This is a genomic window from Zhongshania aliphaticivorans (assembly GCF_001586255.1).
Classification (GTDB): domain Bacteria; phylum Pseudomonadota; class Gammaproteobacteria; order Pseudomonadales; family Spongiibacteraceae; genus Spongiibacter; species Spongiibacter aliphaticivorans.
Genome location: NZ_CP014544.1, coordinates 2,999,298 through 3,022,853, shown reverse-complemented (window position 1 = coordinate 3,022,853; position 23,556 = coordinate 2,999,298). Strand labels below are relative to the sequence as shown.

The window sequence follows — 23,556 nt, the reverse complement described above, 5'->3', positions numbered from 1 at the left end:
GTTAGGAAATTGCATGTTACTAAGTATATTAAGGGTTTAATGCCCCATGACATGCTATAGCCGAGAGTTGAGCCTATGAGTACAACAATGTTAAAGATTTTATTGGCTGATGATAGTTTACCGAGTCTGATGGCCACGCAAATTATGCTCGAAAAAATGGGCCACGACGTGCTGGTTGCAACCGATGGCGAGCAAGCTTTAGCGCTTGCGTTGCGCGAGCGTTTTGATCTGATATTACTCGATGAGTATATGCCGGGCTTGCCAGGGTCCGCAGTTACGCAGCGCATTAGAAAATCAAAAAATGAAAATAATGGCGCGATTATTATTGCCTTGAGTGGTGTGCACAAAGAAGAGGAGTGTCAGCGTCTTTATGATTCTGGCATTGACGAACTAATCATTAAACCTGTTACCGCAGATCGCTTGCTGGTGGCGGTGACAAAGCATTTCCCGATTTCGTCTGCGTCGATAGATTCTAGCGTCGTCTCTCAGCTTTTTGCCGATCTAGGTGACGAGGTGGGGACGCGCTTAATTGGAATGTTTGTTGAAGAGTTGGTGCAGATGAGCGTACGAATAAGCCAGGCATTGAAAAATGATGATACCGAAGAATATTTGGCTGTGGCGCATATATTGAAAAACTCAGCGGCTTTGTACGGAGCGAACGAATTGGCTTCGTTTGCTCGCCAACTGAACGAAAATACAGAGCAGTTTGCAGACGACTTATCGGCTGCGGCAACGGGGCTTTTAGAGCGAATTAATGCGGCGCATCACGCGGCAAAAGAATATTTGTCGTCCGCCGAGAGGAAAGGCCAATGAATTCGGTACCAAACAAACAGCTAGTGTATGTGGTAGAAGATAGTCTCTCGAGCGGCGCCCTGTATTGCAGCTACCTAGAACAGGCTGGCTACAGCACCAAACATTTTACTGACGGCCATTCGGCGTTGCTGGGTGTTAAGGAGCAGATGCCGGATGTGGTGTTGCAGGATGTGTGTTTGCCGGATATCAGTGGTTTAGAGGTGTTAAGCTTTATTAACCGGCAGGAAAAGCCTGCGCCGGTGGTGATTATTACGGCGAATAGTTCAATTGATGTTGCCGTGGATGCTATGCGCTTAGGCGGCTTTGATTTTATTGAAAAACCTTTTTCAAAAGACCGCTTATTAACCTCTATTGCAAGCGCAGTAGATCAGCATCAGGCTGATATTGCCGCGGTTCCTGCCGCAGTAGTGCAAGGCAAACCGAGTGCTAGTAAATTACACACCGGGGTTAGTGAATATTTTGTTGGTGATTCACTGGCGATGTCGACTGTGTTTAGGCTCTTGGATAGTGCTGCCAAAAGTAAGGCGAGTGTATTTGTTACAGGCGAAAGCGGAACGGGTAAGGAAGTGTGTGCCTTCTCATTGCATAAGGCCAGCGCGAGACACGATGGACCGTTCATTGCTATTAACTGCGCAGCTATACCCGCAGACCTCTTTGAGTCGGAAATTTTTGGTCATGAAAAAGGCGCGTTCAGTGGCGCCGTCAGTCAGCGCAAGGGGGCGGCGGAATTAGCTGCTGGTGGAACCTTGTTCCTGGATGAACTCTGTGAAATGGATTTGAACTTACAGGCGAAATTACTGCGTTTTTTACAGACTGGTACTTTCAGCCGGGTCGGTGGTCAGGCCGTATTGCACAGCGATATTCGGATTGTGTGTGCCACCAACCGCGACCCCGCCAGAGAAGTTGGCGAGGGCCGTTTTCGTGAAGATCTGTACTACCGTCTCAATGTTATTCCGGTGCAGCTTCCACCACTGCGTGAACGCGGCACCGATATTATGCTGCTGGCGGAACATTTTCTGGCTGAGAAAACCAAAGCAAATGACAAACAATTTCGTGGCTTCACGCCCGAAGTAAAATCCATGATTATGCAGCACGATTGGCCGGGTAATATTCGTGAACTGCAGAATGTCATTGAGAATGTTGTTGTTATTAATGACGGCGAATTGGTGAGTGTTGAAATGATGCCGTCGTTGGCGCCAGTTTTGTCGAAAGCGCCCGCTAAACCCGCCGCAGTGGTGCCGTCAAACAGTGTTCCTAGCTTTGGTTCGGTTTCTAGCCCGACTGGCGCCGGTATGCAGGGCATTCGCCCGCTCTGGATTGTGGAAAAAGAGGCTATTGAGTACGCAATTGAACAATGTGGTGACAATATCCCCTTGGCCGCCGCGTGTCTTGGGGTGAGCGCGTCGACAATTTATCGCAAGAAAAAAAGTTGGGATAGTGGCGGCGAAGGCTGATATTTTAGTATTGCAGTGCTTTGAGAACAGGCTTTAGCGTTTACTTGCTATGCTAAATAGATTGATAGGGAGAGTTGTATGGATCCGAAACAATTACACGAACAATTACAGCGTTTGCAAAGCGAAATTGATGGGCTGGCCGTTAATCAAGAAAATCGCGCAAAACTTCACGCCATAGTCGACGACATTGACCGTGAATTGGGTGTTGGCCCGCAGTTTGTCTTAGAGGACAGCAGTTTGCAGGATCGCTTGGAAGATCTGGTGTCGAATTTTGAAGTTGACCACCCGACAGTGGCCGGGATTTTAAAAGACATCATGGTTAAACTTGCTAGTATTGGGGTATAAGTGAAAATTAGGCGCGGTGGTGTAAAAAACACTGCTACGCCAACGGTGCTGTAAGGATATGTGTTTACAGTTGATTGGGAGCGTTATGCTTCTTGTTTTACGTTTCATTTTGCGGTGCATTTTGAGAAAAGCATACCTTTTGTGTTAGTGGCGGCTACGGATCGCGTTAGTGTTCGCCGCGGCAATCTATAATAATTATTTTATATCGTCGCCGAGAGTCAGCTATTGCGGGCTTTTCATGAATTTATCCTTTAATGATTTTTCCGGCAGCGCGGAAATTCGATCACTGGCATTGTACTTGCTGAATGCATAGCACAATGCGAGTAAATGCCGTTAACTGACTCCTTAGCGGTCTGCTCGCAATATTGATGGATATAAAAGGAATGTATTATGAAGCCTCCCCATACTTTATTGGCGATGTCGTTAATGCTCAGTTCGGCTGCATTTGCAGGTTCGGAACTGGATTCATTATTGGATGTACTCAAAGCTAACGGCACGATTGATGAGGCGCAGTATCAGCGCTTAATGGCTGAGCAGGCGAGCGCTAAGCCTGATTTAGTCGAGACCAGCCCGCCGCGATCAACGGCAGGTGCCCGTAGTGGTTTGAAAGTCGTGTCAGCAGATAAGCAGTTTTCTGCCCAGCTCGGCGGCCGAGTAGAAGTTCATGGTGCGGTTTACAATGACGATGGTATCAATATGGGCGACGGCACGACCCTACGCCGCGCCAGAATTTATGTGAAAGGTAAGCTATACGGTGATTGGCAGTATAAATTTGAATACGACTTTGCTGCCAGCGACCTAAAAGGTGTCAAAGATGCATACTTAAGCTATAGGCTTAAGGAGGGCACGGAGCTTATCGCCGGTAATTATCGCGTACCATTTTCGCTTGAGGCCTTGGCCAGTTCCCATGCCAATACGTTTATGGAAAGATCACTGGGTTTTGCCTTTAAGCCTGGCTGGCACTTGGGCACGGGTATCAATTTGTCAGGCCCGAACTGGACGTGGAACACGGGTGTATTTGGTGACACGGCCGATCAGAATACGGCCGGTGAAGACGGCGAGTGGATAGTAGGTAGCAGGCTTACTTGGTTGCCCTATCAGGCCAACTCCTCGTTTGTGCACCTTGGTTTAGCGGGGCTCTTTGGTGACCGTGGCGACCACTTGGATATGACGTATAAATCTGGCCCTGAAAGCAAGGTGACCAAGGTTAATTTAGTTGATACTAAAAAAATAGCGGGTGTAGATAGTTACTCGCAGACCGGCTTAGAGGCGGCATTGACCTTAAATCGCTTTAACTTGCAGGCGGAGTATATGGCGGCCACCTTGACGCGCGGTGAGGGTGATCTAAATTTTGATGGCTGGTATATACAGTCGAGTTATTTTCTCACGGGAGATCGTCGGTCTTACAAAAAAGGTCGTTACGCAACGGTTAAACCTCGCAGTATATTGGGGCGAAACGGCATCGGGGCCTGGGAACTGGCATTGCGCGTGAGTGAGGTGGATCTAAGTGACGGGGATGTTCTAGGCGGAGAGCAGCAAGATTTAACCTTGGGCTTGAATGTTTATGCAAGCCCACAAATTCGTTTTAGCGCCGAATACATTAAAGTTTTAGCGACTTCAAATCCGCAGACGGCGGAGCCAGAGCTATTCCAGTTGCGCGCAGAGTGGGTGCTGTAAATGAAAAACATCATTCTAGCGTTTGTATTGTTGCAAAGTCTTTGCGTGAGTGCTGCTGAATATCGTGTTGGCGTAGTACCACAATTTGAGGCGCGACGTCTTAATGAAGTTTGGCTGCCGATACTCGACGAACTGGCCAAGCGCACCGGCGATAGCTTTGTTTTGCTTACCAGTAAATCGATTCCGGAGTTTGAAGCGAGCTTTCAGCGTGGCGATTTTGATATCGCTTATATGAATCCCTGGCACGCGATTGTGGCTTATGAAACTCAGCAGTACCTGCCTATAGTTAGGGACGGTGATCGCAAGTTGAAAGGCATATTGGTTGTTCGCAAGGACAGCGGCATTACGAGTGTAAAGCAATTAGAAGGCGCTGAAATTGCCTTTCCGGCACCGAACGCGCTTGGCGCGTCATTATTAATGCGTGCAGATTTAAAAATGATTCACGGCATTGATATTGTTCCTAAGTATGTTGATACCCATTCTTCGGTTTATTTGAATGTTGCGCTGCAATCAACAATGGCGGGTGGTGGGGTAAAACGAACATTGAAAGAGCAGGCGCCAGCGTTACAAGATATGCTGATGGTGCTTTACGAAACGCGGGCGGTGAATCCCCATCCTATCGTTGTTCATCCCCGGGTGCCGAGGGACGCGGCCCAAAGAATTAGCGAGAGCTTGCTGGCGATGGCCTCGAATGTTGATTCCCAAAAATTACTTGCTGAAATCCCCATGCGACGAGCGGTAGCGACAAATATTGATGAATATTTACCCTTGACGGATTGGGGACTGCATGACTTCTACGTACCGAAGTAAATGGCTTTATGGCCTAAAAACCCAAAGCCTGTTGGTGGCGGGATTTTTGGGCTTTGTGGTCTGCTGTTTACTCGTTTTTTATACCTTGCCGAGTCAGGATCGCTGGGTTAAAAAGGAGCTTACCAACGCTACTGAGCGCTCCTTGCGACAGTTGTCGGCTTCTATCGTGACGCCATTATTAAGTCATCAATATGCAGAACTCTATGAAAGCCTTGATGCGCAACTTAGCGAACATCGAAATTGGCTGAGAATAAAAGTGTCGGATGCGGAGGGCAAACAGCTTTACCCGTTGAGTAGCTGGACGCTAGGGCTTGAAGAAGACGATATTATTATTTCTCACGATATTAATTTTTTGGGAAAAAATCTTGGGCGAATCGTACTCGTAGCCAATTTTAGTGCCGAATTACGTGAAGGCTACCGTCTACAATTTACCTTAGCTTCTGTTCTGTTTTTAGCGCTAATGCTTGTGTTTAGCGTAGTTTATTATTTAATTAACAAGACCGTTATAACCCCGCTCAGAGGATTGATGACGTCATTTCAACAGCTCGCTGATGGCGATTACCACTCTCCCTTGCCAAGGGTATTTAATAATGAAGTTGCTAATGTGGTTGCCGGTTTTGCTGAAATGCGCAGCAATATTGAGCGCCACCAAGCTAAGCTTGAGATCTTAAGGCAGGAGGCTGAACTGGCTAATCGCGCAAAATCTGATTTTTTGTCTAGCATGAGTCATGAACTCCGCACGCCGCTCAATGCGATCTTGGGGTTGGCGCAGTTGTTTGAATACGACGATGCCGCCAGCGACGTCTATAAAAGTCACGGTAAGAATATTTATAACGCCGGTGAATATTTGCTCTCACTGATTAATGATGTGCTTGATTTAACCTTAATTGAGTCTAGAAATATTAGCCTCAATATTGAGCGTTTTAGCGCGGCTGATGTGGTAGGCGAATGCGTGGATTTAGTGTCATCAACCGCCAGCGGCCAGGGAATTAGCATTTATTTCACCCGACCAGTGCCCGATGATATTTTAGTTGCTGGTGACTACACTAGACTAAAGCAAGCCATTTTAAATTTATTGTCCAATGCGGTTAAGTATAACTGCGCAGCGGGAATCGTCACCGTTAGCTACTTGCGACGCGAAAGTTCGGTCAGAATTTGTATTGACGATACGGGTAAGGGCTTAGCGCAGGAGCAGCTAAATAAGCTCTTTACACCTTTCGATCGTCTGGGTGCAGAGTTGGGTGCAACTCAAGGAACGGGTATAGGCTTGGTGATTACCAAGCAACTGCTTGAGTTAATGGGCGGGGTGATGGGGGCAGAGAGCGTTTTGGGTCGGGGATCAACGTTTTGGATTGAAATGCCCTTGGCTACCGATGAGCATGTTCCCATGAGAGCATTGTTGCCGCCGGAGAAAATGGCAGTAACGACGGCAAGTGAGGACGTTAACACCGCGCTGCGAATATTGGTTGCTGAAGATAATACGGTGAATCAAGATGTGATTCGTCAGCAGCTGGCATTGTTGGGATATTCTGCCACATTTGCCAATGACGGCTTGGCCGCATGGCAGTGTTTGCAGACAGAGGAGTACGATGTGCTGCTGACCGATATTCAGATGCCTAAAATGAATGGCTATGAATTGACCAAGCGAATCCGCGAGGCAGAGCTGGTCTCTGGAGTCCATTTGCCGATTGTGGCGATTACGGCCAATGTTATGGAAAGGGATGTGGCCGACTGCCTTGCCAGCGGCGCAGATGATTTTATTCCTAAGCCAGTTGAGATTAATGCCTTGAAAGAAATTTTAGCGCGTGTTGATGCTAATTTGGGTCTGGGGAATTCTCCTGCCGAAAAATATACTGATACGCACGATCTAAGGGATGAGCTGGAGCCAGAGCCAGAAGCGCTTGCTATTGATATAAGTCAGCTGGTGTCGATGATTGGCGACGATGTATCTATGCACTGCATGATCTTTAAAAGCTTTACCGATTCTAGCCCCGAAAACATTCAGGCTATTCTCGACGCGCTAAGCGCGCGAGATCCTGAAAATGTGTATATGCAAGCTCATAAATTTAAATCCTCAGCGCGTTCTATGGGCGCCTATAGTTTGGCAGATACCTGTGCTGCATTAGAGGCACAGACGCATTTTTCCGCAGGCGGCGATGAGCCTGCCGAGGGTGTATTGAGCGAAGAAGTTTGGTTGACGCTTGATAGCATGGCAGAAAAAATGACTGCGGAGTATGCTGCGGCAAAGCAATTTATCGACGATTATCGTCGGCAGCATGAATGACCTAATTGCGTGACAATGGTGGCTAATGAATCATATTGAAGGGCATCGAGTACACCGCGCAAACTGGTTGCGCGCTGCGGTTTTGGGCGCCAATGACGGCATTGTATCAACGGCAAGTTTGATTGTTGGTGTGGCAGCCGCGAATAGCACTCAGAGTAATATTATTATGGTCGGGGTGGCGGGCTTAGTGGCTGGTGCTATGTCGATGGCCGCAGGTGAGTACGTGTCGGTAAGTTCCCAAGCTGATGCCGAGCAGGCAGATTTAGATAAGGAACGACGCGAACTCGCTGAGCAGCCAGAGCATGAGCATGCCGAAATGACCTCAATATATATCGAGCGGGGTTTGGATGAGCAGCTCGCGGCCAAGGTCGCTACTCAGCTAATGGATCACGATGCTCTTGGCGCACATGCTCGGGATGAGCTAGGTATTGTTGAGGCATTTTCTGCGCGGCCCCTGCAGGCCGCGGTTACTTCGGCTGGCAGCTTTGTGCTTGGCGCGGGCCTGCCTTTGCTAGTGGCACTGTGGGTGCCCCTAAGTGCAGTGATTTGGGCGGTGTCGTTTAGCGCTTTACTTTTTCTCGCACTACTTGGTGCTCTTGGGGCGAGCGCCGGTGGCGCGCCAGTGCTCAAAGCCGCTATTCGAGTTTGCTTTTGGGGTGCTCTCGCTATGCTGTTAACGGCGTTAGTGGGTCACTGGTTTGCCTAAGCTAGGACGCTTATTTAAAGGCCATTTTTCAAACCTCCGTTCGGCGCTAAAGTAATGTGAATATTTCCCGTTCGGCCAATGTTTTCCTTGTCGGCTTCGTAGTAATGTCGCTTCGGGTTCGATTACGATGTTGCTGCTACTGAGGTTGTTTTAAAATGTTTGAATGGATAGTGAATGCCGATGCTTGGATTGCGCTTTTCACGCTGATGGCTTTAGAAATTGTATTGGGTATCGACAATATTATTTTCATCTCAATACTGGTTGGTCGCTTACCACCAGAGCAGCGTGACCTCGCGCGGAAACTGGGCTTGGGCTTGGCGATGTTGTCACGCTTAGCGCTACTTTTTAGCTTGGTTTGGGTAATGGGCTTGGTTGAACCTTGGTTCACGGCCTTCGGTAACGAGATTTCCGGGCGCGATGTAATCTTGATTTTAGGCGGTCTATTCTTACTTGGTAAGTCGACCCATGAAATTCACAGTAGTTTTGAAGTTACCGAGGAGTCTGGTGTTGCAGTAGCTGTGAGTAGCTTTGGGATGGTGCTGGTGCAAATAGCCATTTTGGATATCGTGTTTTCTCTGGACTCGGTAATTACCGCCGTTGGCTTGGTAGATCACTTATCTATTATGGTAATTGCAGTTGTTGTCTCTGTGCTGGTGATGCTATTCGCCGCCAAACCAATAGGTGATTTTGTCGACGAAAACCCGACCTTTAAAATGTTGGCCTTGTCCTTTTTGATTATGATCGGCCTTACCTTAATAGCTGAGGGCTTTGATGTGCATGTGCCGAAAGGCTATGTGTATTTCGCGATGGCATTTTCGGTACTTGTTGAGGTTTTAAACATGCGAACTCGCCGAGCGCGTGGCGCCAAAATGATAAAATTAAATAAGCAAATTGAGTGAGTTAGCGTATTGGATGACGCCTGCGTGTGCAAAAATTGAAAGGAGTGTCATGACGACTGAAGAGCAAAAATTACTTGGCGATGTCCTGGCTGCAGGACGCTTGACGGTCGATGCAATTGCTGGCGTAAGCGACATTGCGGAGGGCTTGCACCATGCGATTATTACAGTAGGTGGCGTGCTAAGTGCGAATGCCCCTGCCTTGGATCGCAAAACTACCCCAGTGAATAAACGCACGGGTGGTATTAGTGGCTTGGTGTATCGCAGTATCCGTCAGGTGAATGGTTTGCTGGGGTTTGGACTGGATGTCTTGATTCCGCGTTTGACGAGCAAAATCACCGACAACCAAAGTGCACCGGGCCGGGCCGCCGTCGTATCAGCACTGAACGGCGTGCTTGGGGATCACCTCGAGCGAAAAGGCAACCCACTGGCAATCGCCATGGCCTTCTGTCGCGATGGCAAAGCCCTTGACAATAATGAATTGAGAGCCCTGCTGGCAGGCCAGCAGCGGATTGCCATCTTTGTTCACGGTTTGTGCATGAACGATCAGCAGTGGACTCGCAAGGGTCACAATCACGGCGATGCCTTGGCGGATGAGCAGGGCTTTACTGCCCTGTATCTTCGTTATAACTCCGGCTTGCACACCTCTGAGAATGGTCGCGCTTTTGCGCATTTGCTAGAACAGCTTAGTGATTGTGTGCAGGCGGACACCGAGTTCTATATTGTCGCCCACAGTATGGGCGGTCTGGTGTCGCGAAGTGCCTGTCATTACGGCGTGCAAGAAGCTCAGCGCTGGCCACAGCAGTTGCGGAAATTGGTGTTTCTGGGGACGCCACACCATGGCGCTGTTCTTGAACGCGGTGGAAACTGGATCGACGTGCTACTGGATACAAATCCCTACAGCTCGCCGTTTGCGCGCTTGGCTAAGATTCGTAGCAGCGGAATTACCGATTTGCGGTACGGCAATGTTGTGGACGAAGATTGGAATGGCTGTGATCGTTTTGATATGGCTGGCGATACCCGAATGCCGATCCCTCTGCCACAGGGCGTAGCGTGTTATGCCATTGCTGCGACGACGTCGGTTGATGCGCACCCTGTGATAAATAGTGTGATTGGTGACGGCTTGGTCTCCGTCAGCAGCGCACTGGGTCGTCACCGGGATCCCTTGCGCCATCTTGGATTTGACGACGATCATCAGTGGCTGGGCCAAGGCGTAAATCATATGGCGCTGCTCAATCGGCCGGAGGTGTATGAAGTGCTTAAGTCATTTCTGGCGTCTTCGTCAGGTGTTAGTCAATAAAAGCCCTGTGCAATTGAGTGAGGGTTTGCGATGTCGATGCCACGCTTTCATATAATCGAAGGCGATATCTGTACAATGGCCGTCGACGCCATTGTGAATGCCGCCAATTCGACCTTGCTCGGCGGTGGTGGTGTGGACGGTGCAATTCATCGGGCGGCAGGGCCGGCGCTGTTGGCCTATTGCCGCCAGTTGCAGGGCTGTGACACCGGGGATGCTAAGCTTAGTCCCGGTTTTTTACTCCCTTCCCGAGCCGTTATTCATACTGTTGGCCCAATATGGCGCGGCGGGCAGCAGGGTGAGGCGGAGTTGCTGGCGTCGTGTTATCGCTGCTGTATTCAGCTTGCCGAGGCCGAAGGTTTTAAGTCCATTGCGTTTCCCGCGATCAGTTGCGGGGTTTACGCCTACCCTCATCGCGAGGCGACTGAAATTGCGGTCGCGACACTGCGACGCTGGGCTCCAGATAGCGCCTTGCAAAACATCTATTTAGTTGCGTTTAGTCGCCAAATGGCAGCACATTGGGCTGCCGCATGTGCGGCAGCGGGGGTGAACCCTAGTATTGCTTTGCGGCCTTCTCAATAGCGCTAGCGAGGCTTTCGCGGGTTTGGGGGCCGGTGAGTGTGGCTTGTACCTTGCCGTTCGCGTCGAGCAATAAGGTGGTCGGCAATACTTGCGGTCGAGGTACGCCGAGCTGGGGGGCTGGGTCAGCATTCAGCGAGGGAAACGTAATACCCATTTCCGCAATGGCCGCCGTTAAGGCCTCACCCTCTAATCCGTCGTAATTAACACCGTATATTTTAATGTCAGTGTTGGCCTTGGCAAATTCATTCAGGTCTGGAATTTCCTCGCGACAAGGGCCACACCATGTTGCCCAATAGTTGATGAGCTGCCACTTTCCTTGGCTAAATTGTCCAGCCTTGCCGTCTACTGTGGTGAAATCGGGTTTGCTGCAGGCGCTGATGCCCAATAAGAGTAAAAAAAATAGTGACCTAATTGGCTTTGTGTCCATGTAAATACTCGATGCTGGTCCTGCCGACGGGCTGGGGGGTGTATAATGCCGCGATAAAATTACTGAAATATGACGCGGGGAACGTATGGCTGATTATACCATTTACCACAATCCACGGTGCTCAAAATCTCGGCAAACCTTGCAGATACTCACTGACAAGGGTATTGAACCTGAAATTATAGCGTATCTCGAAACGCCGCCGTCGGCGACGGAGCTAAAGCAGCTTATTGTAAAGCTCGGGATTAGCCCTCGGCAATTGCTGCGTAAAGGCGAAGATGCCTATAAGGCATTGGGCTTGGCGGATACAAGTAAAAGTGATGCCCAGTTAATCGCGGCCATGGCGGCCGAACCTAAGTTGATTGAACGACCGATTGTGGTGAAGGCCTCGCGCGCGGTGTTGGGTCGACCACCTGAAAATGTCTTGGCGCTAATTGATTAAAGTGGATGGGCGCAAAGATTTAAGAGGGCGTATTTCTTGAGTAGTGATTCCTTTGTATTGGTTTTGTATTACAGTCGCCACGGCGCCACTGAACGCTTGGCGCAGCAGATTGCCAGAGGGGTAGAACAAGCGGGCGTTGAGGCAAGAATTCGTACTGTGCCAGCGGTGTCTGCGGTCTGTGAAGCAACTGCCGATGAGATACCCGAGTGCGGTCACCTGTATGCTAGCGAAGACGACTTGCGTGATTGTGCGGGCTTACTGTTGGGGAGCCCCACGCGTTTTGGCAATATGGCCGCACCGTTAAAGTATTTTCTCGATGGTACATCGAGTTTGTGGATGAGCGGGGCGCTAATTGGTAAGCCTGCGGGGGTGTTCACCTCTAGCGCGAGTATGCACGGTGGCCAAGAGAGTACGTTGTTAACAATGATGATGCCGTTGCTTCATCACGGTATGGTGATTGCGGGCTTGCCGTACAGCGAAGCTGCGTTAACGACCACCCAAAGTGGTGGAACCCCCTACGGGGCTTCACATGTGGCTGGACAAGATGGCCGGGCGGTAGACAGTACCGAACTTGAATTAGCGGCGGCATTGGGTCGGCGTATCGCAGTATTAAGTAAAAAGCTGCAATCCTGAGGTAAATATGACGGTAATAGAAAAGCGCGCGCTGTTCGCTGCATGGGCAATGAAAATAAGCTATATCGCTTTTTTATTGAGTCTGACCCTTGGTACATGGGTATGGGTTCAAGAAGGGCGGCAGCCGAGTATCAGTATTTGGTTAATTCGTACAGTGCCGATACTGCTGTTTGCCTACGGAGTATTTAAACACCAGCTGCGCAGTATTGCTTGGCTGTGTTTTGCGATTTTAATGTATTTTGCGATGGCGGTAACCGAGGCGATGTCGCCCTATGTTATCTGGTTTAATTATATTGAGTTAGCGGTAGTCGTTGTGTTGTTTTGTAGCGCGACGGCGTTTATCCGCTGGCAGGCACAAATGCTTAAGGCCAAGCAGGCAGAGGGGACGGCAAGCGAATGACAGTGACTAAAAAACGCGGCTTTTTCTCGCGCATAGTCGCGATTATTGAGGGCACTCGGCGCTGGGTGTTCAATATATTATTTGTTATTTTTGTCGGTGTTGTCCTCACCGCCTTGTTTACTTCCGTGACGGTGAGTGTGCCCGATGGTGCCGTGCTTATTGTTACGCCAGAAGGCGTTGTGGTTGACCAAATCACTGCTGTTGATGCCTTAACTCAGCTAAGTTCAAGCGGTTTGCCGACCGAAACCTTGCTCAGTGATTTGATTGAAACCGTGGATTTGGCAACAGAGGACCCACGTATAGAGGTGATACTGCTGCAACTTGATGAGCTTAAACACATTGGTTTGAGCAAAACCTTAGAGCTGTCTGAATCCATTAATCGCTTTCGCGACAGCGGTAAAACTGTGGTCGCGACCGCGAGTCACTATAATCAGGACCAGTATTTGCTGGCCAGTTTTGCCGACCAGATCTTTGTTCACAATATGGGTGGGGTCGGCATTGAAGGTTTTGCGGTTATTCGCAATTACTTTTTAGATGCGATTAATAAACTGAAAATCCGCTTTCATGTTTTTAAAGTGGGCAGTTTTAAGTCGGCCATTGAACCCTTGCTCCGCAACGATATGTCGGATGCGGCGAAGGAATCAAATAAGGCCTGGTTAGATCAGCTGTGGGCGGTGTATAGCGATACCCTTATCGCGCGGCGGGGAATATCGGCCGAGAAGTTAGATTTTTATGTGAATCATATTGATGACGTCATGGCCAAGGTCAACGGTGATTCGGCGCAAGCCGCACTCGATTACGGTTTGGTCGACGGTATTGTTAGTCGCCCAGCATTGCGATCAATGCTGATTGAACGAGTAGGTGAAGACGAAGACGGCGCCTATAAGCATATTTTCTACCGAGACTACCTCGCCTTAAATCAAAATCTAAGACCCGCCAAGCCCGCCGGTGTTGGTGTTATTGTGGCAAGTGGCAATATCGTTGATGGTACCCAGCCCGCGGGCACTATTGGCGGTGACAGTCTGGCGAGCTTAATTCGTCAAGCCCGTCGCGATAACGACGTTAAAGCGGTGGTGCTGCGTATCGACAGCGGCGGTGGTTCGGCTTTTGCGTCTGAAGTCATTCGTGCCGAGCTAGCGCAGTTGCAGGAGGCTGGTAAGCCTTTAGTCGTTTCTATGGGTAGCATGGCGGCTTCGGGCGGTTATTGGATTGCTGCTGGTGCCGATGAAATATGGGCAACCCCAGCCACACTTACTGGTTCAATTGGCATTTTTGGCGCCTTCCCCACAGTAGACGAAATGTTGAGCGGCCTTGGCATTAGTACCGATGGTATTGGAACCAGCGCAGTGGCCGGGAAGTTGCGGCCAGATATTCCGCTAGATCCAATTCTCGAGCGCGCAATTCAGTCAGGTATAGAGCATGGCTACCGCCGCTTTATTGGTATTGTGGCAGACGGCCGAAATAAGCTCGTTGAACAGGTGGAACCGATTGCCGAAGGGCGGGTGTGGAGTGGGGTGGATGCTCAGCAGCTTGGTTTGGTCGATCAGCTTGGCGGTTTAAAACAAGCGGTGGCATCGGCGGCGGCCTTGGCGGGCTTGTCGGATACCAGCAGTCGCGTCTTGCGCTTGCCGCTCACGCCCGAAGAAGAGCTAATACAGCTGCTGCTCGGCTCCGGTATGGTGAAACAGGTATTGCAAAGCTCCTCGCCGTTGCTGAGTACCTTAAATAGCGTACTGCCAGCGTGGTCGTCGATGCTGCAATTGCGAGACAGTCGCGGTGTGTATGCCTTCTGTATTATGTGTGTGGCGCCTTAGCACGTCCTTGAATATCAACGGCGGCCACCTGTTGGTGTCGGCAGGCGTTTACAGGCACCACGGTTAATATTGCAGCGGCTAGCTGATGGGGTGTTAACCGGTAACAGTATCTTGAGGATAGAGTTGTCGCCACATTTCAAAGCCGCCATCCATGCTGTAGACCTCGGTGAAATCCTTTTCAACAAAATACTGGGCTGCGCTCTGGCTACTGTTGCCATGGTAACAGTAGATGATAAGGGCTTTATCGGGATCCGCAGCCTCGACAAACTGCTGAAGGCTTTGGTTGTCGAGGTGCGTGGCCGCCGGGATGTGGGCGGTGGCAAAGGACTGCTCGTCACGAATGTCCGCAAGTTGGCAATTACCTGCTGCCGCCATTGCGTGTGCATCTTGAGGGGATATATGTTTGAAGTTAGGCATGAGCTTTATCTGAATTGTAAAAAATAGGGGGCCATAGTACCGCGATGAGAGCAAAAACTGAACGCCGCCAGCGCGGCAGGAAATTTTCTTTGTTAGATCGTTTCGCCAGTCTGCGTGATGCCTTAAATGGCTTAGGTATTTTGTTGGTGGAGCAGCACAACGCGCGCATTCACTTTGTAGTCGCTATTTGCGTAGTGGCACTGGGCCTCTTAACGGGCTTGAGTGGTGTCGAGTGGATTATGGTGTTTGCTGCTATTGCGCTAGTTTGGATGGCTGAGGCCTTCAATACCGCCCTAGAGTATTTGGCTGATGCGGCGGTGCCAGAAACCCATGCGCTTATTGGCAAGGCGAAGGATGTGGCTGCCGCTGGGGTGCTGGTTAGTGCCGGGTTTGCGGTTCTAGTCGGGCTTTGGGTGTTTATTCCGGGCTTGATACGTTAAGACATCACCACGGGGCGCAGCGATGCCTTTGTGTACACTGCTCAGAAGTCCGCCGCCATTTCGCGGCGGGACTTAGAACCCGCAAGCCCGCGCATATCTTCTAATGCCATATACATACAGGGAATGAGAATCAAGGTTATTACCGTAGCGAATATGATGCCAAAGCCGAGCGATACCGCCATCGGAATAACAAACTGGGCCTGAACACTGTCTTCCATCAGCATCGGTAGTAAGCCAAAGAAGGTGGTTAGCGAGGTCAGTAAAATGGCCCGGAAACGCATGCAGCCAGAATCGATTACCGCATCTAAGAGGCGTTCGCCCCTCGCCAGCGCGGAGTTAATAAAGTCGACCATGATCAAGCTGTCGTTGACGACGACGCCGGAAAGCGCAATGACGCCAAAAAATGACATCATGCTAAACGAAATGTCGAGCACAATATGACCGACAACCGCGCCAATGATACCGAAAGGAATTACCCCCATAATAATAAATGGCTGTAAGTACGAGCGCAGTGGTATAGCGAGCAGGGCGTATATGCCAAAGAGCGCGACCACAAAGCCTATTGCGAGGCTTTGTAACAGCGTGCCCATTTCTTCGCTTTCACCGCTGAACTGAACTTTCACCCCCGGGTAGCGACTGCCAAAATGGGTTTTAATTACATTGGCCATGATGTCTGAGGTTACCGTGCTGGGGCTGGTGAATTCCTTGTCCACTTGCGCGGTAACATTAATTGAACGCTCGCCGTCAATACGTTTGCGTTGGCTAAAGCCGGGCTCAAATTTAATGTCGGCAACACTGCTCAGCGGGATATAAGCTTGGTCGGCAGAACGAATATACATGTTTTGTAGGTCTGAAACCGCTTCGCGCTCCTCTCTTGGGTAGCGCACCATCACTTTTACTTCGTCGTTACCGCGTTGGATTCGTTGGGCTTCGGCGCCATAAAAGGTGTCACGTAACTGGCGACCTAAGGACGCCGAGTTGATTCCCAAAACTTCGGCGCTCGGTTTTATTTCTAAAACAATTTCATCCTGAATGGCGCTGGCACCATTGCGAATATCAAAGACACCCTTGTAGTGGCTGAGGACGCCTTCTAAATCTTTGGCGGCAGCTTCGAGTTGGCTGTCGGAGTTGCTGCTCAATTTAAATGAAATGGCTGGCCCAGAGCTTTGATCGGCGCTGCTCACCGACATGATTTTGGCACCGGGGATGTCGCCGATTTGTTGGCGCCAGCGACGTGCAACTTCATTGCCGTCAATGTCACGCTGCTCATTTTTGGTGAGTTCCACCATAAAGCTCACGATGCGGCCAGATGAGCCGAAGGCCATAACATGGCTAATAAGACGCTTGTTATCACTGGCGGGGTGCTGGCTTTGGTAGTCGGCATCTACTTCGCGCAGTGCTTTGTCCATTTGTTCAAAGGCCAGTCGGGTCTGGGTCTCAGGCGTACCCTCGGTCATTTCCAAATTGGCCTTGATAAAATCGCTAGGTACCTCCGGTATCAGGACAAAACGAACGATTCCACCCATAATTAGGCCAGTGGTGACAATAAGTAAGGCGAGAAAAATCGCACCTGTCACATAGCGTTTGGCGATGGCTTTGTGGATAAAGGGGCGATAATAATTATCCACAAAATTAGTAAGTACCCGGTTTGAGTAGCGGGGAATACGGTCTAGTTGGAGCCAGAATCTACTGGTGCCCGGCTTACTGTGAGCGAGGTGAGCCGGCAGTATCCACTTGGATTCTATTAATGAAAAACACAGGCAAAGGATCACAACCCAGCCCACCGACTCAGGAAACGGTGCAAATGCACCGTCGGTAAACAGGGTGGGTGAAAAGGCCATGATGGTGGTAAGCACACCAAACGTGGCCGGGGTTGCTACCCGCAGTGCGCCGGTAATAACGGTGTCTATGGAATGGCCTTTATTCTCCGCCTCGGCATAGGCACTTTCGCCGATAATGATAGCGTCGTCGACGACAATACCTAATACCAAAATAAAGCCAAATAGGCTCAGCATATTTAGGCTGATGCCTATTAATGGCATTATGGCAAAGGTGCCTAGGAAACATATCGGCAGACCAACCATAACCCAAAAGGCAAGCTTAACATTGAGAAATAAGCCGAGCACAATAAACACCAGCAGGGCACCCATGCCGAGGTTCTTTAGCATCATGTCCATGCGGCCTTGAAGATAGAAGGTGATGTCGGCCCAGGTGTCGATATTAACCCCGTCGGGCAGGGCGCCACGCTTTTGTGCAACGTAATTTTTGGCGGCATTAGCAACAGCAATTAAGTCTTGGTTCCCAACGGCAAATACCTGCAAGCCGATACTGGCTTCGCTGTCGAAAAAAGAAAAGCCGTCTTGTTCTACAAAGCCATCGCGGATGGTGGCTATATCACCTAGCGTCAGTCGCGTGCCATCGGGGTGGGTGATTAGTACTAAACGCTCAAATTCGTGCTGATGGCGCGCCTGGCCGCGGGTGCGCAGCATAATATCGCCATTACTGGTTTTTATGGATCCGCCGGGCAAGTCAAGGGATGAGCGGCGAATAGCCTCGGCAACCTCGTTGAGACTTAAGCCGTATTGCAGCAGTGTATGCTCGGGTATTTCTATACTGATTTCAAATTCGCGCGCGCCATTTATTTGCACGTAGGCGATGTTGTCGTCCAGCATAAGCTCTTGCTTAACTTCTTCAGCGAGATTCTTTAGCCCGCGTTCATCAAGATTGCCGTAGAGCTGAATATTCAAGGCGTGATTATTAAAGTCGACACGTTTAACAATTGGCCGTTCGGCTTGTTCGGGAAAACTGACAATACCGTCGACGGCACTTTTAATTTCGTCCATTACCGCCAAGGTATCGTAACCATCGAATATTTCTATGATGAGTGAGGCGGCGGATTCGTCGGATGTGGATTCGACACTTTCGATGGACTCAATGTCTTTAAGGGCTTCCTCAATTTTAAGGACAACGCCTTTCTCTACCTCGTCGGGAGTGGCGCCAGGGTAGGGGACGGTGATACTGACCATATTTAATTCGAATTCAGGCTGCACAGTACGCTGGATACTCAGTGCAGAGCCGATACCAATACCGATGATAATAACCATCAATAAGTTTGCCGCCACGGAGTTTCGGGCAAACCAAGGGATAATGCCTTTGTGGGTGTCGAATTCGGGAGTTAAGCTCATTGCGGTATGGACCGAACGTTGAGGGTGGCAATAGTATTGTGCTGGTTAATTGATTCAATCAGGGTGCTGGTGTTGCTTTGGTGATTGATTTTGACCTTGGTGCCAGCAACGGCATTGGGGATGGTCGACAGGCAAATTAAGTCGCCGTTGTCGAGACCCTCGTAAACATAGACCAGTTTGCCCTCGGTGCGCAGTGTTTTGACATCCCGATTTACTAATTTTTGCTCTTTGTCGAGCACCCACACTTTATTGCCAGCGCGCAATATATAGCGTGGTATGGCTATTAATTCATCGATTTGCTTGCCGCTGATTTCGGCTTTAACAAAGCTGCCCATCATTAATGTTTCGCCTGGGTTATCGAGACGGTAGGGATCATTAATTTCGGCAACAACAAATAATACGCGGCTGCGCTCATCGAGTACGCCTTCGGTACGCACTACAGTACCTTGCCAATGTTGGCCCAGGTCATTTTCAAAACTTACCTTGGGCGCTGCGTTTGGTTGACGGGCACTGGGTAAATCTAGGTAGCGAAGACGGTCTGCCGGTATTGGCAGGCGAACTTCGGCGCGGTCAACGGCAAAAATATCACCAAGTTGGCTGCCAGTGGTGACATATTGGCCAAGATCGACATTACGGCTTTTAATAATGCCGCGGTAAGGCGCGCGAATTTTTGTGCGGCTAAGGTTGTTTTGGGCGTAGCTGAGGTCGGCTAAAGCGGCTTGCAAGCGCGCTTCAGCTTCTTTTAATTGGGGTTCCCGCAGGGCTAAGCTTAAGGCGTCGTTACTGGCGTGTTTGCGAGGATATTTTCTCAGGTCTTCTTTGGCAACGGCGGCCATGCCTTTTTCATGACTAAGATTGCTCTCGGCGGCAGCTAGGTTGGCTTCGGCGCGCTTTAACTCAACCTGGTAATTGCGGTCATCAATAGTGAGTAAGAGGGTGTTTGCGTCAACAATACCGCCACTTTCAAATTGCGGAGCAACCGCGACAACTTTACCTGAGACCTCAGATACCAGGTTGGTTTGCGTGCGCGGTTGTACACTGCCTTGGGAGTTGACGGGAATAGACAGCGTTTGCTTCTCTGCGACGGCAACATCGACGATCAACTCCGGCGGGACAATAGTAATTGTCTCGGCTGGTGGCCTTAGCGCGTAAAAAACGCCAGCAATAACAGTGGCAATGAGAAGAATAATTGCTGCGATGATGGCTTGGTTAGACTGTTTCAACACACTGAGGGTCTCTGTGGGGCTTTATGATATTCGTCATCGCATTTGCAGCGAATGCCTCATACCGCTTGGTTGGCGAGCGTCTCAGACCCGCAAATAGCTAAGACGCCGTCATTGTATCGTTATAGTGGACTCCGTGGTGTGACATCTTGTTAATCCGTGCGGATCCAGTTCTCACCGGTATCCGCTTCGCGGGGTAGAGGAATACTCGGTGTCCAATCTAACCAGCTCTGCTCGACGTTTTGGCGAAGAGGGAAGACCATGCCTGAGGTGACCTGAGGCGCTAGGGGGCTTGAATCTGGCGTCGCAAAGGCAATGCCGCCCTCAAGCAGGGACTCAATTGACTTGCTGCGGATGGTTGCGCCGCTAAATAAACCAAATTTCACCGCAATGCCACTGGAATTCCAGAACACACTGTTTTCTCTCACCAAGCCCGCATAGCGTGACTCAATATTAATATGCATCAGGGTTTGAGTGGCGTCGTCGGCTAATTCGTAGCCAAATACCTCTCCTACCGGAATATCTCGGTAGAAGACTTTTACACCTTCTTTAATTGAGCCGCGTTGAGGTGCCGCCACAATTAAATTAAGCCCTGAACTGGGTTTGCTCAGTGGTGGCGGCTTATCCAAAGCCGCGAAGCTGGTCTGCGGTGTACCGTAGCCTGGACGAACACTGATATAGCTACCGGTGACTAAGGTTTCTAAATTGCGGGTGCCGATCAGGCCGAGTTGTGGTTTTACCACCCAAAATTGACTGCCACTGCGCGCCAGTGCTTTGGCTGATGGCGCTAAGCGAGCGCTGACTTTAACGCCTTCCATATTCGTATCAAGCTCAACGGCAATAACTTCGCCCACTTTAATGCCCTGGTATTTGATCTCGGTGCCTTTATTAATATTGCTGCCGGTATCAAAGTACAAAAAGATGTCGCGGCCCTTGTCGGCAAAGGTGCTTTGGTAGTCGGGGTGCAGTGAATAGCGTAGTCCTTCCCAGGCCAATTGGGGCTTTTTGACTTCTGGCGTGTGGAACGCAATGCCGCCAGCGACGATGGTCGCGAGGGAGTCAGCGCGTATGTCTAGGCCGCTGAGGCCGCCACTGATGCTGATACCACTGGCATTCCAGAACTGAGATTCGCGATGTACCAAATGGGCGTAGCGCTGATGAATAAACGCGCCGATATTAACGCCATCGGCGTCGAGGTCGACAGATTCGACTTGGCCAACGGCTATTTTTCGGTAGTAAATCTTGGTGCCGATCCCAACTGAGTTCAGTTCGTCGCTACGTAGGTTTAGCCGTAAGCCGGGTTGCTGAATACCGCTGTTAGGGGCTTTGAAAAGTGCCGTATAGCGTTCGGCAATGGCGCCGCCCTTGCCACTAACACGCATGGCAATGTACGGCCCGCCAAGTAGCGCGTCTAGTCCGCTCACTCCCGTGCTGGAAACCTCTGGTTTTACCAGCCAAAACTGGCTGTCAGTGTTTAAGTATTGATGGTGAGGTGCACTGATGGTCAACGTAATATTAGCGCCAAGATTGGGGTTGTTGTCGACAAAACTCAAGGACTCGACTTTACCGATGTCCATACCCAATAAGCGAACATTACTGCCGACGGTGAGACCATCTGGATTGCGGAAATACACCACGATTTCCTTGCTGCCCTTGGCTCGCTCCTTGGAGGTGAACAGCTGGAAATGCGTGTCATTGTCGACGGCATCAGCATTAGCCGTGGGCGTTTCAAAGGCGATGCCGCCGGCGAGAATACTGGCGATTGAGCCGGCGTCAATGTCGATGCCTTGCAGTCCCGCGTTTACCTTTAAGCCACTCTGCTGCCAAAAGCGCGAACTGCTGTTTACCAGGTGTTGATATTGGGGATCGATACGAATATTGGCCTCGATACCATTTTTGCTAAGTTGGTAGCTTTCAATGTCACCGACGTCGATTTGCTGGTAGAGAATGGGCGCACCCACCGATAGCGAGCCGAGGCTCTCGGCCTCCAGAACCAGTCGCAGGCCAGGTAAATTACTGGCCATTGGCGGCGGCTCAATAAGTGCAGTAAAACGCTCAGCTGGGTCACCATCACCGGGTTTGAAACTGATGTAATTGCCGGCAACCAAGGTGTCTAAGCCGGAAACCCCAGAAAGTGATATTTGTGGTTTTACTAGCCAAAATGCGGTGTTTTCCCGGATTAGCGGGGCAATTTGCTCGCTCAGTTCAATGGTCGCCGTGACCCCTTCGAGGTCGTCATCGAGTTGCAGGCTGGTGACTTGGCCAACATTGATACCCTGATACATGACCGGGGTTTTACCAACACTTATGCCACTGCCATTATCGAAAGCAACGGTAACGCGCAAGCCGGTATTGTTGATGTTTTGGTAGAGTAGCCAAGCGGCGACGGCAAGCGCGATGAGTGGGAGTAGCCAAATCGCTGACAGGCCACGTTTTGGCGCGGAGTGTGCCGATCTAATATTGTCTTCAGTCATTGTCCAAATCCCATAACAAGCGCGGGTCAAAACTATTGGCGGCGAACAAGGTAAGAACCACCACCGCAGCAAAGGCGGTGGCGGCGGGGCCACTCTCCACGGTGGCAATATTGCCGAGGTGAACCAAGGTCACCAAAATAGAGATCATAAATAAATCGAGCATCGACCAGCGGCCAATAAAGTGTATAAAACGATATAGCACTGTGCACTGCTGTTTGCTTAGCGGGAGGTGAAGCTGCACAGCCAAGATAAGAATTATAATAATCATCAGTTTAATGACCGGCACCGCAATACTGGCAATAAAGACAATGGCGGCAATTGCTTGCAAATCGGCTTGCCACAATTTTACAACCCCAGACATGATGGTGTCTGGGTCACCCTTGCCAAAGCTGATAACGGTTAGTATGGGTAAAATATTGGCCGGAATCATTAGAAATGCGGCGGCCAGCGTATAGGCCCAGCTGCGTTGCAGGCTGTGTGGTTGGCGAAAGCTCAGCGGTGCAGCGCAGCGGGTGCAATACCAGGATTGCGCTTGGCTCGCTGTGGTAATGCGGCTGAGTTTGCCGCAAGTAGTGCAGCGGGCAATACCGCGCTGTTGCGCTGTCACTGTCATTTAGCTGCGTTGCTCCCAATATTGCCAAGCTTGCTCTTCGTGGAAATATTGGCTGCACAGAATAATGCACAGCAACAAACCCACCAAGCAATAGGTACCACTGGCAACGCTGACTTCACCGGGGTCCATCATCTTGACATAAGCGACGATAATGCCCATGGCGTAGACTTCAAGCATGCTCCAACTTTGCATCCACACTTTACATTTAAGCCACGCAGGAAAGTGACTGGGGTAGCGCCTGAGGCGAATGGATACAGCAATCATGGCTGTTAGCAGCAGATGCATAAGCGGGGCGAGCAGGGAGCAAAGCAAAATGAGCACCGCGAGTAGATGTTCGTTTTCTAGCCAGAGTCGGCCAACGCCGCCGAGCAGTGAGTTGCTGCCCAGCTGGCCAACCATGTCGAGTTTTAGTATTGGTAGGCTCATAGCAGGTATAAACAGTATTAGTCCGCTCACGGCGGCCGCTAAGTCGATGTCGGCGCTGGGGCTTGACGCATGCCATAAAGTTGCCGCGCAACGTGGGCAATGACCCTGCTGGCGATGATCGCTGTCGCTGGTGTGCAACAAAATATCGCAGTCTGGACAGGCGGTTAGGCCTTTTGGAATTTGGCTGGCACTGGTCATTGC

The 23,556-nt window shown here is 50.3% G+C and carries 22 protein-coding genes; 15 read left to right on the top strand and 7 right to left on the bottom strand.

The features are described from left to right. Positions 1 to 87 precede the first annotated feature (87 nt). The 10 genes from AZF00_RS13390 to AZF00_RS13345 all read left to right on the top strand — a co-directional run bounded on the left by AZF00_RS13390 (position 88) and on the right by AZF00_RS13345 (position 10,864). Complete coding sequence (locus AZF00_RS13390; protein WP_008248550.1) at positions 88 to 813, top strand: response regulator; 726 nt, start codon at positions 88 to 90, stop codon at positions 811 to 813. Continuing rightward, complete coding sequence (locus AZF00_RS13385) at positions 810 to 2,267, top strand: sigma-54-dependent transcriptional regulator (protein WP_062383921.1); 1,458 nt, start codon at positions 810 to 812, stop codon at positions 2,265 to 2,267. The genes AZF00_RS13390 and AZF00_RS13385 overlap by 4 nt, the downstream gene beginning before the upstream one ends. A 78-nt stretch (positions 2,268 to 2,345) precedes the next feature. Beyond that, a complete protein-coding gene (locus tag AZF00_RS13380; protein ID WP_008248554.1) occupies positions 2,346 to 2,612 on the top strand; it encodes a DUF4404 family protein in 267 nt (88 codons plus the stop codon). Positions 2,613 to 3,002: 390 nt separating this feature from the next. After that, positions 3,003 to 4,289, top strand: coding sequence for an OprO/OprP family phosphate-selective porin (locus tag AZF00_RS13375; RefSeq protein ID WP_062383918.1), 1,287 nt, complete (start codon positions 3,003 to 3,005; stop codon positions 4,287 to 4,289). Beyond that, positions 4,290 to 5,099, top strand: coding sequence for a phosphate/phosphite/phosphonate ABC transporter substrate-binding protein (locus AZF00_RS13370; protein WP_062383916.1), 810 nt, complete (start codon positions 4,290 to 4,292; stop codon positions 5,097 to 5,099). Next, on the top strand, positions 5,077 to 7,383 hold the full coding sequence (locus tag AZF00_RS13365) for a response regulator (RefSeq protein WP_062383913.1): 2,307 nt from the start codon (positions 5,077 to 5,079) through the stop codon (positions 7,381 to 7,383). The genes AZF00_RS13370 and AZF00_RS13365 overlap by 23 nt, the downstream gene beginning before the upstream one ends. A gap of 25 nt (positions 7,384 to 7,408) precedes the next feature. Next, positions 7,409 to 8,089: a VIT1/CCC1 transporter family protein gene (locus tag AZF00_RS13360; RefSeq protein ID WP_062383911.1), complete on the top strand. Its 681-nt coding sequence runs from the start codon at positions 7,409 to 7,411 to the stop codon at positions 8,087 to 8,089. A gap of 155 nt (positions 8,090 to 8,244) precedes the next feature. Beyond that, positions 8,245 to 8,988: a TerC family protein gene (locus AZF00_RS13355; protein ID WP_008248560.1), complete on the top strand. Its 744-nt coding sequence runs from the start codon at positions 8,245 to 8,247 to the stop codon at positions 8,986 to 8,988. A gap of 49 nt (positions 8,989 to 9,037) precedes the next feature. Next, positions 9,038 to 10,285, top strand: coding sequence for a PGAP1-like alpha/beta domain-containing protein (locus AZF00_RS13350; RefSeq protein WP_008248561.1), 1,248 nt, complete (start codon positions 9,038 to 9,040; stop codon positions 10,283 to 10,285). A 30-nt stretch (positions 10,286 to 10,315) separates the two neighbouring features. After that, the gene (locus AZF00_RS13345; RefSeq protein WP_008248562.1) at positions 10,316 to 10,864 is read left to right on the top strand and encodes an O-acetyl-ADP-ribose deacetylase; all 549 of its coding nucleotides are present in this window, start codon (positions 10,316 to 10,318) and stop codon (positions 10,862 to 10,864) included. On the opposite strand, the gene AZF00_RS13340 is transcribed toward AZF00_RS13345, so the two are convergent. Next, complete coding sequence (locus AZF00_RS13340; RefSeq protein ID WP_008248563.1) at positions 10,836 to 11,291, bottom strand: TlpA family protein disulfide reductase; 456 nt, start codon at positions 11,289 to 11,291, stop codon at positions 10,836 to 10,838. The genes AZF00_RS13345 and AZF00_RS13340 overlap by 29 nt on opposite strands. Positions 11,292 to 11,376: 85 nt before the next feature. Between AZF00_RS13340 and arsC the strand changes: the two genes are divergently transcribed. Genes arsC through sppA form a run of 4 tightly spaced genes read left to right on the top strand, consistent with a single transcriptional unit; the run spans position 11,377 to position 14,577 of the window. Next, positions 11,377 to 11,730, top strand: coding sequence for an arsenate reductase (glutaredoxin) (gene arsC / locus AZF00_RS13335; RefSeq protein WP_008248564.1), 354 nt, complete (start codon positions 11,377 to 11,379; stop codon positions 11,728 to 11,730). A 36-nt stretch (positions 11,731 to 11,766) separates the two neighbouring features. Then, complete coding sequence (wrbA, locus tag AZF00_RS13330; RefSeq protein WP_008248565.1) at positions 11,767 to 12,363, top strand: NAD(P)H:quinone oxidoreductase; 597 nt, start codon at positions 11,767 to 11,769, stop codon at positions 12,361 to 12,363. A 7-nt stretch (positions 12,364 to 12,370) separates the two neighbouring features. Continuing rightward, positions 12,371 to 12,763 (top strand): DUF2069 domain-containing protein, encoded by a 393-nt coding sequence (locus AZF00_RS13325; protein WP_008248567.1) that lies wholly within the window; start codon positions 12,371 to 12,373, stop codon positions 12,761 to 12,763. Beyond that, a complete protein-coding gene (gene sppA / locus AZF00_RS13320) occupies positions 12,760 to 14,577 on the top strand; it encodes a signal peptide peptidase SppA (RefSeq protein WP_008248569.1) in 1,818 nt (605 codons plus the stop codon). The genes AZF00_RS13325 and sppA overlap by 4 nt, the downstream gene beginning before the upstream one ends. 93 nt (positions 14,578 to 14,670) lie before the next feature. Here sppA and glpE read toward each other — a convergent pair whose 3' ends face one another. Then, positions 14,671 to 14,952, bottom strand: coding sequence for a thiosulfate sulfurtransferase GlpE (glpE, locus tag AZF00_RS13315; protein ID WP_008248571.1), 282 nt, complete (start codon positions 14,950 to 14,952; stop codon positions 14,671 to 14,673). 131 nt (positions 14,953 to 15,083) lie between these two features. Here glpE and AZF00_RS13310 point away from each other — a divergent pair, with 131 nt between their 5' ends. Further along, positions 15,084 to 15,434: a diacylglycerol kinase family protein gene (locus tag AZF00_RS13310; protein ID WP_197465658.1), complete on the top strand. Its 351-nt coding sequence runs from the start codon at positions 15,084 to 15,086 to the stop codon at positions 15,432 to 15,434. A 41-nt stretch (positions 15,435 to 15,475) separates the two neighbouring features. Here AZF00_RS13310 and AZF00_RS13305 read toward each other — a convergent pair whose 3' ends face one another. From AZF00_RS13305 to AZF00_RS13285, 5 genes are all read right to left on the bottom strand, one after another. Next, positions 15,476 to 18,619, bottom strand: a complete 3,144-nt coding sequence (locus AZF00_RS13305; protein ID WP_008248575.1) for an efflux RND transporter permease subunit — start codon at positions 18,617 to 18,619, stop codon at positions 15,476 to 15,478. After that, positions 18,616 to 19,845: an efflux RND transporter periplasmic adaptor subunit gene (locus AZF00_RS13300; protein WP_008248577.1), complete on the bottom strand. Its 1,230-nt coding sequence runs from the start codon at positions 19,843 to 19,845 to the stop codon at positions 18,616 to 18,618. The genes AZF00_RS13305 and AZF00_RS13300 overlap by 4 nt, the downstream gene beginning before the upstream one ends. Positions 19,846 to 19,994: 149 nt before the next feature. Continuing rightward, positions 19,995 to 22,316, bottom strand: coding sequence for a PqiB family protein (locus AZF00_RS13295; RefSeq protein WP_008248582.1), 2,322 nt, complete (start codon positions 22,314 to 22,316; stop codon positions 19,995 to 19,997). Beyond that, entirely contained in the window at positions 22,309 to 22,929 is a 621-nt protein-coding gene (locus AZF00_RS13290; protein WP_008248583.1) for a paraquat-inducible protein A, read from the bottom strand. Before AZF00_RS13290 ends, AZF00_RS13295 begins: the two co-directional genes overlap by 8 nt. Continuing rightward, a complete protein-coding gene (locus AZF00_RS13285) occupies positions 22,930 to 23,553 on the bottom strand; it encodes a paraquat-inducible protein A (RefSeq protein ID WP_008248584.1) in 624 nt (207 codons plus the stop codon). Positions 23,554 to 23,556 lie beyond the last annotated feature (3 nt).